At 41.8% G+C, this 14,242-nt stretch carries 12 protein-coding genes; 3 read left to right on the forward strand and 9 right to left on the reverse strand.

What is annotated here, in order from left to right; genetic code table 11:
- Window positions 1-59: 59 nt before the first annotated feature.
- Complete coding sequence (locus B3014_RS13385) at window positions 60-590, forward strand: chalcone isomerase family protein (RefSeq protein WP_289244972.1); 531 nt, start codon at window positions 60-62, stop codon at window positions 588-590.
- A gap of 8 nt (window positions 591-598) precedes the next feature.
- Here the strand turns inward: B3014_RS13385 and B3014_RS13390 are convergent, their stop codons facing one another.
- The 6 genes from B3014_RS13390 to ectA all read right to left on the reverse strand — a co-directional run bounded on the left by B3014_RS13390 (window position 599) and on the right by ectA (window position 6,896).
- A complete protein-coding gene (locus B3014_RS13390; protein WP_286305073.1) occupies window positions 599-2,038 on the reverse strand; it encodes a sodium/proline symporter in 1,440 nt (479 codons plus the stop codon).
- Between the two features lie 38 nt (window positions 2,039-2,076).
- Window positions 2,077-2,961 (reverse strand): TPR end-of-group domain-containing protein, encoded by an 885-nt coding sequence (locus B3014_RS13395; protein ID WP_286305074.1) that lies wholly within the window; start codon window positions 2,959-2,961, stop codon window positions 2,077-2,079.
- On the reverse strand, window positions 2,946-4,388 hold the full coding sequence (locus B3014_RS13400) for an aspartate kinase (RefSeq protein WP_289244973.1): 1,443 nt from the start codon (window positions 4,386-4,388) through the stop codon (window positions 2,946-2,948). Before B3014_RS13400 ends, B3014_RS13395 begins: the two co-directional genes overlap by 16 nt.
- A gap of 127 nt (window positions 4,389-4,515) precedes the next feature.
- On the reverse strand, window positions 4,516-4,920 hold the full coding sequence (locus B3014_RS13405) for an ectoine synthase (RefSeq protein WP_289244974.1): 405 nt from the start codon (window positions 4,918-4,920) through the stop codon (window positions 4,516-4,518).
- Window positions 4,921-4,991: 71 nt separating this feature from the next.
- Window positions 4,992-6,329, reverse strand: a complete 1,338-nt coding sequence (gene ectB / locus B3014_RS13410; protein WP_289244975.1) for a diaminobutyrate--2-oxoglutarate transaminase — start codon at window positions 6,327-6,329, stop codon at window positions 4,992-4,994.
- A 57-nt stretch (window positions 6,330-6,386) separates the two neighbouring features.
- Complete coding sequence (ectA, locus tag B3014_RS13415; RefSeq protein WP_289244976.1) at window positions 6,387-6,896, reverse strand: diaminobutyrate acetyltransferase; 510 nt, start codon at window positions 6,894-6,896, stop codon at window positions 6,387-6,389.
- 194 nt (window positions 6,897-7,090) lie between these two features.
- On the opposite strand from ectA, the gene B3014_RS13420 reads away from it, so the two are divergent.
- Window positions 7,091-7,528 (forward strand): chemotaxis protein CheW, encoded by a 438-nt coding sequence (locus tag B3014_RS13420; RefSeq protein WP_289244977.1) that lies wholly within the window; start codon window positions 7,091-7,093, stop codon window positions 7,526-7,528.
- Entirely contained in the window at window positions 7,521-8,120 is a 600-nt protein-coding gene (locus B3014_RS13425) for a MarR family winged helix-turn-helix transcriptional regulator (RefSeq protein WP_286305079.1), read from the forward strand. The genes B3014_RS13420 and B3014_RS13425 overlap by 8 nt, the downstream gene beginning before the upstream one ends.
- On the opposite strand, the gene B3014_RS13430 is transcribed toward B3014_RS13425, so the two are convergent.
- The 3 genes from B3014_RS13430 to B3014_RS13440 form a co-directional block, all read right to left on the reverse strand.
- Window positions 8,117-10,213: a two-component system response regulator gene (locus B3014_RS13430; RefSeq protein WP_289244978.1), complete on the reverse strand. Its 2,097-nt coding sequence runs from the start codon at window positions 10,211-10,213 to the stop codon at window positions 8,117-8,119. The genes B3014_RS13425 and B3014_RS13430 overlap by 4 nt on opposite strands.
- Complete coding sequence (locus tag B3014_RS13435) at window positions 10,213-12,501, reverse strand: response regulator (protein ID WP_289244979.1); 2,289 nt, start codon at window positions 12,499-12,501, stop codon at window positions 10,213-10,215. Before B3014_RS13435 ends, B3014_RS13430 begins: the two co-directional genes overlap by 1 nt.
- Window positions 12,502-12,742: 241 nt before the next feature.
- Window positions 12,743-13,786: an NADP(H)-dependent aldo-keto reductase gene (locus B3014_RS13440; RefSeq protein ID WP_289244980.1), complete on the reverse strand. Its 1,044-nt coding sequence runs from the start codon at window positions 13,784-13,786 to the stop codon at window positions 12,743-12,745.
- Window positions 13,787-14,242: the final 456 nt, after the last annotated feature.

The following is a 14,242-nucleotide window of genomic DNA, read 5'->3' on the forward strand; positions in this document are numbered from 1 at the left end:
AATTCACGCTGTGAAGATTGTAATGCCGTTGTGTTTAATAATTAACCACTGAGAGAGAAATGCTGAAATTTTTAGTTGCGATGATAACGATGTCTGTCTGCACCACGCTGTTAGCCGATGTTCGCTTCCAGGATACTGTCAAAACGACGTCATCTACATTACAAAAATGTAATGAAACATCCATCACAGTGATGGCATTTGTTGATGTAGCGGACGCTGCGTTTTACCTGCCAGATTGCAATTTTTTACCTGACATCGCAGGTGAAAAACAACTTTCTTTTTATTACCATCGCTCAATTACAGCTGATGATTTTATTGAAGCTTCAGAAACACTTCTCGAGCGTAATCTGACAAGCACTGAGTATTCCAAGATTGAGGATGAGTTAACCCGCTTTAATGCCAACTACCAGGATGTGGAAGATGGCGACGTATACGATATCAGGAAAACAAAGAGCGGTTTATATCTGCTAAAAAATGGCCAGCAAATTTCCCACAGCTCTTCAATTGAACTGGCAAACTTTTACTATCAGATCTGGTTTGGTCCCAAACCTTTTAACAAGGGCATGAAAGAAACGCTTCTCGAGCGATAGAAGCTGCATTACCCTACGTCAGAGTCAGCCACTAATCTATGTGCCGTGCCCACGGTCTTTTTCTTCCAGATGAGGCCGATTGTTAACACCAATAGACCACTCATAATACCCGGCAGTCCCTCATAGACAGCGTTATGCAGTTCAAAATAACGCCAGGACAATGCCACCATCAGACCGATTAACATGGCAACGATACTCAGGCGCTGGCTAGGCCTGAAGCCCAGACATAACGCGACAAGCAATGGGGCAAAAGCGCTAGCCAAACCAGACCAGGCAAATATCACTAAGCTGAACACACTCTCTGAACTGGTCAGCGCCCATAACAATGCGACCGTCACTATCCCAATCGTACTCAGCTTAAGGATCAAGGTATTTTCGATATTATGAGGCAGCAAATCGTGGGTGACCGCCGCTGAACAGTTAAGGACCAAGGAGTCTGCCGTTGACATGGTGGCGGCAAATACACCCGCTAACACCAACCCCACCAAAACTGGTGGCAATAACTCCATTGCCATAGTGGGTAGCGCCAGTTCAGCATCAAACGATGCCACATCACCGAGGTAAACACGAGACAGCATCCCTACGCCAGTCGCCAGGCAATAAAATGCTGTAAACCACAGGTAATACCAAAGGCGTGCACGCAGCATTTTATTATCATGACTTAATGCCATAAACCGAATCATGACATGTGGCTGTCCGATAACTGAGAACCCCGCAAACATCCAGCTTAGCGCAAATAAGACACCACCAGTTAATCCAGGAATCACTAAATCTTGAGGGAATAAATTGAGAAAGCCGTCCACTTGATCCATTTGTTCAATTGCCGCTGATGTGCCTCCTAATGAGGATACGGCGACGATTAGCATCAGAGTCATCGCCACAATCATGACGACGGATTGCGCAGCATCCGTCCAAATAGAGGCTCGTATACCGCCAGCAAAGCAATATAAGGTCACCATAATGGCACCAATAATCGCACCGGTGTATGACGGCCAACCGAATAAAACATGTAGCGCTTTGCTACCTGCAACCAATTGAGCGCCCGCATAAGCCAGCAATAACACAAGAGAAATTAAGGCGATTAACCTTTGTAGCACGATATCATTTTGCCCATACCAGTTACTTAACACACCAGCATAACTTGGTTCAGCACTGTCACTTGTAGCACGACGCAAACGTGAATGGACAAACGTGGACGCAATTAAATCACCCAATATCCAGCCAATCATTATCCAAATAGACGCCAATCCTGTTGCATATGTGTAACCAATAACACCAATGAACATATAGCCACTGTTATTGGTTGCAACAGCAGATAAGCCGACAAGGCTGGGGGGAATATCACTACTGGCAAGATAATAATCTTTTTTAGTGCCACGGCTGAAAAAAACAGAACTTACGCCAATAGCAACAAAAATGGCAAGAAATCCTAAAAAGCTCCAAATCATGGCATTCTCCTTTTGCAAAAACCACCGCGCAAGGAGGCTTAGCTTTCAACTGTGACTTTCAGTAAATTTTCCAGTTCAGGGTGGTTCTGCAGCGGCTCAAGTGCAGGATCGTCTTTACATTGTTCGCGATAAGTATCGCTACACTGAATCGCTTGCTTAAGATAACGAATGGCTTCATCAAACTGATTCAATGCGGTGTTGGCACACGCCAGTTGATAAAAGGCATGACCGTTTTCCGGATCAGACTCCAGAGCTTGATGACACAGATTGGCAGCCCATTGTGGCTCGTCCAGCTCGAGCACTGCATCTGCTTTATAGGTTAAAGCTTCTACATCGTACGGCCTTATTGCCATGATTTGATCATAAACGGCGATTTTGTTGCTTGGACTGGTTTCCTGCCCTGCGCGTAACCACAAGGATTGAACTTCTTGAGTGTGCTCAATTTTCTCGCGGTTCTCTTCAATTTGCTGGGTTTCTTTGCTGAGTTGCTGCTCGATGGCATGAAGTCGTTTTTCATACTCATTGATTAAGCTATTAATTTCCTGATCAGCCAGCGTATGCACCCGCTCTTTAATTTCACGAATCGATGACCACCCCACTAATACCAGTACGGATGAAGCTGCAGCAATAAGATAGAAAAAATAAGTGACAGTATCAGTAGCATATCCGACAGCTCTATCCGCGGCTGACAGTTCTTTATCCACTGTCATCTGTATCATTTCAGCACGTTGTGCTGCCATATCGGTACGAAGCTGCTTCAACTCATCGAGCACATAACGCTCAATAAATGGGGTATATAAAGGCTCATTAAGAGCATCAACAGATTCACGCATCTGTTGTTCTGTAGGTGCCTGCTCAGCGGCAAACAGCTGAGCAGGTATAAGTAAGACAAGAAATAAGCTTATCGTTATGAAGCGAGGCATATGGCTCTACCATGGTCATGAATCTCTACCAGCACACTGTGCAGGCTCTTAATCGCATCGTCATAATCATCTTCGTTGATAATGAACTGCATATCAACCTGACGCATGGATTGATGCATCGCTAAAACACTGATATTTTCTTTGGCCAGTGCCCCAACTGTTTTTGCCAGAATACCAGGAATTTTCATATCACTGCCGATCGCAGAAACAATAGCCACTTGTTGCTGATTGATTTCAGCATCCTCAAACCGCTCTTGCAGTGCATTTCGAATACGTTTAATCGTCTTCAAATTTGCTGATAAATAATGCGTGATCGTATTGGCGTTGATATCTTTAGAGATGATATGTGCATTAAAGCGATGGATAGTTGCTAATATCTCACGATCATACACATCAATATTGCCCGCCATATCCTGGTCGAATAACTCAAACGCATACACGCCTTTACAGCCAGCAATGATTTCGACACATGGGGTGGCACTGACATAATCGCCGGTGATTAATGTACCCGCATGCTCAGGTTCAAACGTGTTACGAACTCGAAGAGCAATTTCGTTTCTACGCAAGCCTTTGGCTGCTTTAGGATGAATAGCTTCCATACCTAAATTAGCTAATTGGTCTGCGACATCATAATTCGTTCTGCCGATAGGTACGGCATTGTCTTCACCCACCAGTCTCGGGTCTGCACTGCTGAGATGAAATTCTTTATGAATGATCGCTTCGTTTGCTTCAGTCAGCACTGCAATACGACTGAAGCTCATTTCACTATAACCACGGTCAAACGTTGACATCAGACCATCATCACTGTGGGCGTAACCTGTGACTATAGGTAGTTGTTTTTTCAAGTCAATATCTTGAAAGGCGACTTTAATACGTTCGTCCAGTGGTAAATGTTTGTCTGTTTGCCAACCAGTTAAATCAACAAAAATGGCATCAATGCCATCACGTTGTAGTAGCTGGGTCATATTCCATGCACTGTGTGCTTCACCAATACTGGCCAGCATTTCACGCACTGTTTCAAGATGCATATCCAGCTCAAAGTGCCCATGCTGACAGAGTCTTTGCAAATCGGCTAAGCAACGTTCAGCATCATCTAAACGTTCACCAATGAACTGATTAGCACGCTCAAGATTGTCTGGTTTTTTGTAAAACGTTTCATTGATAGCAAAGATTTTTTGCTTCAGATCTTCGAGAGCTTGTTTCCAGCTATCATCATGTAGTCCGTTTGCAAACAAGCCGAACACACCTGGTTGTCCGGTCTTTTTATGTTCCAGTAGCAGATCGGTAATACCGCCGTATGCTGAAACAACAAATATACGATTGTAGAGCGAGTCGTTATGAACCGGTTTCAGAATAATGTTATCGCGCACAGCAACGTAGTCGCTCATAGAAGTGCCGCCGATTTTTTCTACCGTATGAAAACTCATTGTAATCTCTCTATTTCATCCTTCTGGGATTGGATATTGTTTACTGCCAAGGCGGCAGTTATGTAAGTCGGTTGGCTTATTCGCCAGAGATAGGCATCGGCTATTAGAAACCGATGCCTGGCTCAATTCAGTCACTGATGGTTTCTGCATCTAATTCGTAAGCACCATCTTTGTTATGAACTTCTGTGCCATGAAGCGGTGGATTAAACACGCATGCCAACTTCATTTCTTTAAATGCACGAAGCATGTGTTTGTCGTGTTTGTCGAGGTTATATAGAGTACCTGGCGTGATAGCGTATTTTTTGCCATCATCGAGTGTTTCAACCTCACCTTCACCACTGATGCAATACACAGACTCCAAATGATTTTGATAATGCATTCTGAAATCTGCACCTTCGTAGATAGTGGTGATATGGAAAGAAAATCCCATATTGTCATCTTTTAACAGCAAACGAGTACTGTCCCAGTTGCCATTAGGATCAACGATTTTACGATCCGTTTTTTCTGCTTCTTGAAGTTGTCTAACAAGCATTTCATATCCTCTGGTTGATTAATATTCGGAAGTAAAACGGGTGTCTGGTCACCCGTTTTATGTTCATAAGCTTATGATTGACGAGTCATTTTCTCGACTTCTTCACTCACTGAATAATCACCTTCGAAATAATCTTTTTCTTCTGGAATATTGTCAGCCTTGGCACATACTTCTTTGATCGATTGCTCAAGGATATCAATACCCTTCTCTAAGTTTTCTTGTGTGATCGTGAGCGGACATAAAAATTTGACCACATGATCATCAGTACCACTTGTTTCGATGATCAGACCTTTCTGGAAGGCGTTGTGGGTGATTTTTCCAGCAATTTCACCGCTCACACAATTAATACCACGGAACATGCCACGACCATGTGAATTGAAGTTACCTTCACCATACAACTCAACAATCTTATCGACACGCTCAGCGATATAATCACCTTTCGCTTGTACTTCTTTAGCGAAAGTATCGTCTTTCCAATAGTTATCCAGTGCCGCTTTAGCTGTAATGAAAGCAGGGTTATTACCACGGAATGTACCGTTGTGCTCACCTGGTTTCCATTGATCTAACTCAGGCTTCATCAACACAATAGCGAAAGGTAAACCATAGCCACTGAGTGATTTAGAGACAGTCACGATATCAGGGTAGATACCCGCTTCCTCAAAGCTGAAGAATGTGCCTGTTCTACCACAACCGGCTTGGATGTCATCAATAATTAGAAGTACGTCATGCTTCTTACATACTTCAGAAAGACTCTTTAACCAAGTCATTGAACACGCATTGATACCACCCTCACCCTGCACAGTTTCTACTATGACAGCAGCAGGTTTATCTACACCACTACTTGAATCAGAGAGAACTTTGTCTAAGTAGTTAGTTGTATCAACATCATCCCCCATATAACCATCATATGGCATACGAGTGGCACCACTGAGGCTCACGCCTGCACCACCACGATGATGTCCATTACCTGTGATAGCTAAAGAACCCAATGTTTGACCATGCCAACCATTAGTAAAAGAAATGACATTTTCCCGCCCTGTATATTTACGAGCTGTTTTTAACGCAGCTTCTACAGCATTGGTACCCGTTGGACCTGTGAACATAACAATATAGTCAAGGTCACGTGGCTTAAGAATATTGTTGTTGAAACTCTCTAGAAACTCACCTTTGGCACGAGTGTGAAGATCAAGACCTTGAGTGATGCCATCGTTGTTGATGTACTCAAGCAATTTTTCTTTGAATAGATCGTTATTGTGACCGTAGTTAAGTGAACCTGCACCGGCTAAGAAGTCTAGATAGGCATTGCCTTCTTCATCATAAATAAACTCGTCTTTTGCACGGTTGAACATGCGAGGGAAAGAGCGGGCATAAGAACGTACTTCTGATTCAATTTCATCAAAGATTTTCATAGGTTATTTTTCTCCTAGTAATATTTTTTTCGTATCCTGATATCTGTATCTATTCTGCTATAGCTCGAATGGACCGACTCTGACCAACATTTCTGTCTCATGTTGACCTGCAAAATGTTGTTGGCGATCAAACATCACTGAGCGGTTTAGCTCCGCATCAAGCTTATTGGCCAAACTTTCAAATAATGCCCACGATGCACGATTATCCGGTGTAATAGTGGTTTCGATAAATTTCACATTCTTACATTGCTCACGGCTCAGTATGTGACGAAGCATTCGGCTTGCAAGCCCTTGTCCTCTTGCTTTCTCGCCCACAGCGACTTGCCATATAAACAAAGTGTCAGGTTTCTTAGGTAAAACATAACCAGAAATAAAACCGACCAGTGTTTCATTCATTTCAGCCGCTACAGATGTTTGGGAAAAATGACTGCTCTGCAGCAGATTGCAATACATAGAATTGGTGTCCAGAGGAGGACAGGCAGCAATTAATTCGAAGACAGAAGAACCGTCTTCTGCTGTAGGTTCTCGGAGGGTAATGGAAACATTCTCATCGTTGTTATTTGTCATTTATAAATAGCTCTATTATTTATATCTCTATTATTTTTAAGTCACAATAAACCTGAAATTTATCTAATAAAACTGCATGTTTCTTATTAAACAGCAATTTAAATAAAGTAAGTCAGGCTGTTAATGATTTGATATATATAGTACACTAAATAAATATATTGTCCAGCCCGAGATTATCAACGTATATTCAATAGATGACATTACAGTTACAAGACAACAAACAATGGCTCTGCTTCGCCATAGAAGATGAAACTTACGCTCATGCGGTAGATAAGGTGAGGGAAGTTCATGACTATATCACCCCCGTCCCTGTACCGGGCTCGCCGTCATATGTAGACGGGGTACTCAATATAAGAGGTGAGATTGTCACTATTGTCTGCAGCAGAAAACTGCTTGGTATTGCTGATTCATATGATGCGCGCCACATCATTATTCTTGAGTCAGATAATGGCTTAGTCGGGATAAGCGTTGATGAGGTAATAAGGATTACCTTGCTGGATTTGCAAAATATGGTTCATGTTGAACAGAAAAATGCATTGAGCCCTATATATGCAACCGTAAAACATAAACAACAGCTAATTATATTGGCCGACTTTGAGCGTTGTTTTAACCAATTGGAAAATTATGAGTAAAACTATCGGTTTAAATTTAGATGCAGTTTATAATCTTGATCTGACTGATAAGCAGAAGGATCACCTGTTGAACCAAATTGAAGAAGTTTTAATCGCTTTAAGGCGAGTTATTCGTGCAACTGATTTGCACTCTAAATATCTGGCAAAAACCACCAGCTTAACTGCACCACAAATTCTGCTTCTGCAAAGCCTCAGAGATAAAGGTCAGATAACCATTGGCGAACTGGCCAGTGAGATGAGTCTTAGTCAGGCAACGGTCACGACAATTGTTGATCGTCTGGAGAAGCGTGAACTGGTTTATCGAATGCGTTCAGAATCAGATAAGCGCAAAGTACATGTTCATCTGACTGATAAAGCATTGGAAATTCTGAAGAACGCACCGATTCCTCTCCAAGAGCAATTTACACGACAGTTTGGCGATCTCCAAGAGTGGGAACAAACCATGATCATTTCTGCTCTGAAACGGGTAGCCCAGATGATGGATGCTCAGCACATCGATGCCTCACCTGTGCTAGATATTGGTCTGTTAGATCGACATGATGCTCTACTCGATAATCATGCCGCTTTTTTAGACGAAAAAAATAAGACTTAGTGGTCCAATAATAAGCGTAATTGCTGTGCAGGCATTGGATGACTGAAAAAGAATCCCTGAAATTCTGCACAGCCTAACTTCCTTAAGACTTCCGCTTGCTCACTGGTTTCAACACCTTCAGCGATCGTACACAGTTGCAAATTATCCGCTAACTGTACAATTGTTTGTGCTATGGCACAGTCTTTTGTATTTGAGACAATTTCCTCTACAAAAGAACGATCGATTTTTAAAGTATCAATAGGAAAGTTCTTCAAATAACTCAGAGAAGAATAGCCTGTACCAAAATCATCAATTGCGAGCCGCACGCCCAACTTTTTTAACGAAAACAAAAGTGGAATAGTCTCAGCAGTATCTTTCAACATGGCTGTTTCCGTAATTTCAAGCTCAAGCGTTTCTGGTGGTAGATCAGTGACATCCAAAGTATTTTTTATCGTATCTAACAGATAAGATTGTGTGAACTGAGACGCCGATAAGTTCACAGCAATACGGTAGGCACAGCCTGATGTTTTCTGCCACTCCCTCACTTGAAGGCAGGCTTGCATCAAGACCCAGTTCCCAATTGATAAAATGAGTCCAGTACTCTCGGCCACTTCAATAAATACATCCGGTGTTAATAAACCCTTTGTAGGGTGACGCCAACGAAGTAATGCTTCAACCCCCACAATAGTGATGCTCTGAGCATCATATTGCGGCTGATAAAACACCTCAAACTGCTGTTCAGCCAACGCTATTCTGAGATCATTCTCCATCTCTAAACGTAATTTAAGATAGTTGTTCATACTTTCAGAAAAGAACTGATAATTATTTCTTCCCTTTTCTTTAGCATGATACATAGCCACATCGGCATGTTGTAATAAGGTCTGAACATTGTGACCATCATCAGGAAACAAGGTAATGCCCATACTAATTGAGATATGTAAAAACTTATCACTAATCAGGAAAGGCTCAGAAAACGCTTGAATTAAACGCTGAGCAATTTCAGCAACCTGCTCGACCCGGCCTACATCATCCAATAAGACAGTAAATTCATCACCGGCCAAGCGAGCAACACGATTATCAGCATCATAATTTGCTTTAGCGACGACATCTGAGTCTCTGACACACTCTCGAATTCTGACGGCAGACTGACAGAGCACCTCATCCCCAATGTGATGACCATAGGTGTCATTGATATATTTGAAACGATCTAAATCAAGAAACATCAGAGCAAATTTATTCTGATGGCGTTTTGCACTGGCAATGGCCGTTTCTAACTGCTCAATGAAAAGACGTCGATTAGGTAAATCTGTCAGCGTGTCGTAGTAAGCATAATAAGTAATCTCCTGCTCTGACTGTTTTCTTGAGGTAATGTCATGCAAGGTACCTACCATTCGCCATTGACCATATTCGAAACTAATATCGGTCCGCTCATTCACAAATAACACGCTACCATCGTTACGAATAATTCGGTATTCAATATCATATGACTGCTTTTCGTAAACGGCTTGTTTGAGCGCCATCATCAAACGTGGCCTGTCATCTGGATGCACTTTTTTTAGCGCGGTTCGAACTGTCAGATTGGTTTCTTTTGAAAAACCCAACATGTCGAACATATCTGATGAGCATTCGAGAAACTCGGACTCAAAATCCCACTCCCAATACACCAGATTGGCGATTGACTGGGCCTTAGCCAATTTATTTTTATTCAGGCTCAGCTCTTGAAGCGTTTTGTTCGCCTTAAGAATATAACGAACCCGATGTTTAAAGAGCGGCCACTTCAATGGTTTGGTGATAAAGTCGGTGGCGCCAGATTCAAAAGCCTGTTCAATATCTTCAACATCATCCAGTGCTGTCACCATCACAATGGCACACTCAGCACCTTTCGGCAGAGCACGCAGTTGTGCACAGCACTCAAAACCATTCATGCCGGGCATCGATACATCAAGTAATGTGATATCTGGTTTATGCGTCGTAAATTGAATGATCGCTTCTTCACCCGATGCAGCTTCGACGATCTGTAACTCACTCGAGGTCAATGACTGAGTCATGAGCATACGTGTGACGGGATCATCATCCACGATCAAGACTACTTGCTTTTTGATGGTATTTGCCATCAAATCCCCCGCCACTGTTCATCTAAGAAAGAAGTCAATTCAACATAATGCGTATCTAGTTTATCTATATATCCCCCAATCTGGTCAAGATTATTTTGTCTTGCCAACATTTCTATTTGTTTTGCTAACTCGGCAACAGCCGAAGCGCCAATATTGAGTGAACTGGATTTCAAGGCATGTGCTGATTTAAATAATTGCTCTGCGTTTTGATTTTTATAGGCCTGTTTGATTGCATGGATGAGGCTTGGAGTATGCTCCATATAGACCTGAAAGATTTGCTCAACCATCTGTTGGCCACTTTCCCCTGCCATAGCGCGAATATCATCCACAACACGCATATTAAGTATAGGGGTTGAGCCCTTGGCATGATCAAAAGTAGTGGATTCTGGCAACTTTTCTTTGGTATCTCCTAAGAATCTAGTCAATAAATCCACCAGCTTATTGAAATTGACTGGTTTAATCAGAATATCGTTTGCCCCAGCAGCATAGAAGTCAGATTTAACTTGTTCATCATCATCCGCAGTTAACGCAATAATGGGGACTGTCAGCTTCAACCCCTCTCTGATTTGTTGAGTCACTTCGATACCGCTCATCATCGGCATGTGATAATCCATTAAAATCATGTCGTATTCAGACACACGACATGCATCTAATGCTTCTTTGCCACCGCTCGCTAAATCCACTTTACAATCAAGTTTTTCTAGCATGTTCAAAGCAACGGATTGATTGACTTCATTATCTTCTACGACAAGTATTGTTTTGAGTGCCTTTTCGGCAGATGTTTTTAGCGAAGATGGTTTTTCTTCTGGTAACACCGTTGACCGAGAAATGACTTCAATAGGCAGGGTGAACCAAAAACGATTACCTTTTTTAGTCGCCTCTAGGCCGTAATCACCCAACATCAAGCTGATCAATTGGCTTGAGATCGCTAAGCCCAGTCCTAAGCCTACTGTCATGGCTTGTTCATTGTTCGAAGCTTGTTGAAAAGGTTCAAAAATACGTTGTTGTTCGACCGTATCTATAATTGGTCCAGGGTCGCTGACTGAAAATGTCAGAAAAGGTTTTGTCTCGTTAGTGCTCTCAACAAGGCTTAACTCAATATTCCCTGGCGAGGAGAACCGGATGGCATTATCGATTAAGTTATTGAGGATTTGTCTTAGCTTATAAGGATCCAATATGGCTTCTCTGACATCACACTGGAAGCTTAATGTCAGTGTATGTTCATTTTGACTAGCCTTGGCTTGATTACTCTCCAGTACTGAATGAAGCAGTCGATATAAATCCGTCTGTTGCAGCTCGACTGGCAGTTGGTTGTCATTTAGTTTTGAATATATTTGTAATCGTTCAATAACATCTAATAACTCATGAACTGAATCATTCAGCTGACTGGCCTTTTCATGTACTTGTGATTCAGTGATGTGAACTTTCAGAAATTCGACATCATTAATCATTTTATGAACTAAAGCCTTTAACCCACGACCACTGAGGTTAATAAGTGCTAATTTCGTGTTTTTTTCGTTCTCATATTGTGCTGTCAAACGATTCGTTATTTCTAACGTTTCATCTGTTTGCTGCTTTAGCTTTAGATCCAACTGTTTGCTGTGCTTAACCCAGTTCTGATTATCAGATTGTAAATCGACAATTGTGCGCTCTATATCTTGTAAACTTTGTTCACATCCTAATCGCTGAGCCTGTTTTGTTTCCAATACAGCGTCGACAAACCGTCTTACTGGAAGAACATATCGACGCATAAAAAACCAAACTGTAGCGAGGATAGCTAGAAAAAAAATCACGAGTCCAGCATATCCGCCAAGCCAGATTGAGTGAAAAGGCTTTTGCAGTAGACGTTTATCAACCTCTAAATAAATACTCTCGACATTTTCATGGGTTCCATTAATTGGCTGTAGCGTATGGAGAACCTCTGAATCTGAATAATGATTTTTCTTAGTGAACGTTTGCCGCCATTGATTGGCATAATTATGCGTGACCTCTTGATTCGGTTTTTTATAATAAAAAAGCGTCTCCGCATTTTTACCAAAGACCACGGCCTGTTTAATATAAGGCACCGCATCTAACCAAGACAGTGCTTCCGTCTGTTCAGTAAGATCACCAACACTCATATTTTTAGACTGTATTGATATCTGTTTTATGAGCGGCTCAAGCTGGTTCTGCGTGACTTTATCCACTAATAGGTTGAATACGGCCACAAAACTTATAGTTAAAACGGTGAGAAATACCACACTTCCCACCCATACAAACCGTGAAATACCCGTTTTTGATAGCGTCATGACTCACGCAACATGTGAGTGATTAACCAATAACACCGTCGCTGAAGGATTGAAAGAGGAAAGCCCATCAACAATTACAAGCTTGCAGCCAAAAAAAGTCATATTGCCTTTCCTCCTCTTATATTATTGCTCATTGATGCCATTTTTTATGTCATGCTTAGTCAGCGACTAAAATAAGACCACTCTTATTGTTGTCGTCCCCATTTCATTTATATTTAATTTTTACAAATAAAAATTATTACTATGGAGCTGGATTAGGAATACGTTGATGAATATTCGTTATTTCCGACAATAATTCTTCTGACAATATCAGCTGCTCACTGGCGATATTATTTTTGAGCTGGGTCATGTTAGTGGCGCCAATGATATTAGCTGTTAGGAATGGCCGTGAATTAACAAAAGCCAATGCCATCTGGGCCGGGTCAAGCTGAAAACGCTGAGCAAGCTCCACATAGGCACGTGTTGCCTCAACCGCCTGAGGGTTACTATAGCGACTATAATTCGGCCAGCGAGTTAAACGAGCATCAGTAGGTTGTGCATTGAGGTATTTTCCTGTCAAAACACCAAACCCCAATGGAGAATAGGCAAGCAGACCAACATTCTCCCGATGACTAATCTCTGCACACCCGACTTCATAGGTTCTGTTCAATAAACTATAAGGGTTTTGCACACTCACAACTAATGGCAGATTCATCGATTTAGCCACAGTGATAAATTGCATTATTCCCCATGGTGTTTCATTAGATAAACCAATATGGCGAATTTTTCCTGCCTGAACTTGTTTCTCCAATGCTTGTAAAGTCTCAATGATCGGTGTCAAACCTTGCTCATTCTCAGGCTGTTCGTATCCTAATCGACCGAAGTAGTTTGTATTACGCTCCGGCCAGTGTAATTGGTATAAATCAATATAGTCCGTTTTTAAACGTTTAAGACTGTTATTCAATGCTGTTTCTATGGTTTTCTCATCAAAGCGGGTTTGACCACCTCTGATATGAGAAACCCAATCACCGCCTGGTCCTGCGATTTTGCTCGCTAAGACAATGTCGTCTCTACGAGCTCTTTTTTGTAGCCACTGACCAATTATTGTTTCGGTTGCACCGTAAGTCTCAGCGCAGGGAGGGATGGCATAGAGCTCAGCAGTATCAATAAAGTTAACCCCTTCACCAAGAGCGTAGTCTAATTGCTGATGTCCCTCAGCTTGGGTGTTTTGCTCGCCAAAAGTCATCGTACCCAGACAAATTCGGCTGACTTTTAAATCTGTATTCCCAAGATAGCGATAGTGCATATAAATAATTACCTTTTAAAAATTCAAACCACAAATTCATCATACATTAGTCATGTTATATGCAGAGATAAGCATAAAAAAAGGGTGGTTACTAGAACCACCCTACTCCAAAAAAAGGAGATTTACGCAGATAGGATTACTGACGTACAGGTCAGTGAACGTCAGTACGGTTATTGACTATACAAACGAAAGAAATATTCATTGGAATTAACGAATGAAAATCGATTAGTTATCTACTAAGCAAGAAAAAAGGCGGTAATGTAGACATCACCGCCTTCTCAAAACAAGGAGTAGAAATTACACCCATGACGATAGTCTCAGGTAAAACTATGACACGATAAAAAAATAATGGTTGCAGTGGGAATGTAAAGTTTTGAAAAAAATAAGCCAGCTTATCGGGAGTAAGCTGGCTAAGGGTGGTGAACTGCTAACAAGGATAGTTCGAGATTGATATTA

The organism is Methylophaga sp. UBA678 (assembly GCF_002299105.1).
GTDB classification, from domain to species: Bacteria; Pseudomonadota; Gammaproteobacteria; order Nitrosococcales; family Methylophagaceae; genus Methylophaga; species Methylophaga marina.

Bases quoted from the DNA above. Each gene is read 5' to 3' on its own strand.
- B3014_RS13385 (WP_289244972.1), top strand. From the start codon at position 60: ATGCTGAAATTTTTAGTTGCGATGATAACGATGTCTGTCTGCACCACG.
- B3014_RS13390 (WP_286305073.1), bottom strand. From the start codon at position 2,038: ATGATTTGGAGCTTTTTAGGATTTCTTGCCATTTTTGTTGCTATTGGC.
- B3014_RS13395 (WP_286305074.1), bottom strand. From the start codon at position 2,961: ATGCCTCGCTTCATAACGATAAGCTTATTTCTTGTCTTACTTATACCT.
- B3014_RS13400 (WP_289244973.1), bottom strand. From the start codon at position 4,388: ATGAGTTTTCATACGGTAGAAAAAATCGGCGGCACTTCTATGAGCGAC.
- B3014_RS13405 (WP_289244974.1), bottom strand. From the start codon at position 4,920: ATGCTTGTTAGACAACTTCAAGAAGCAGAAAAAACGGATCGTAAAATC.
- ectB (WP_289244975.1), bottom strand. From the start codon at position 6,329: ATGAAAATCTTTGATGAAATTGAATCAGAAGTACGTTCTTATGCCCGC.
- ectA (WP_289244976.1), bottom strand. From the start codon at position 6,896: ATGACAAATAACAACGATGAGAATGTTTCCATTACCCTCCGAGAACCT.
- B3014_RS13420 (WP_289244977.1), top strand. From the start codon at position 7,091: ATGACATTACAGTTACAAGACAACAAACAATGGCTCTGCTTCGCCATA.
- B3014_RS13425 (WP_286305079.1), top strand. From the start codon at position 7,521: ATGAGTAAAACTATCGGTTTAAATTTAGATGCAGTTTATAATCTTGAT.
- B3014_RS13430 (WP_289244978.1), bottom strand. From the start codon at position 10,213: ATGGCAAATACCATCAAAAAGCAAGTAGTCTTGATCGTGGATGATGAT.
- B3014_RS13435 (WP_289244979.1), bottom strand. From the start codon at position 12,501: ATGACGCTATCAAAAACGGGTATTTCACGGTTTGTATGGGTGGGAAGT.
- B3014_RS13440 (WP_289244980.1), bottom strand. From the start codon at position 13,786: ATGCACTATCGCTATCTTGGGAATACAGATTTAAAAGTCAGCCGAATT.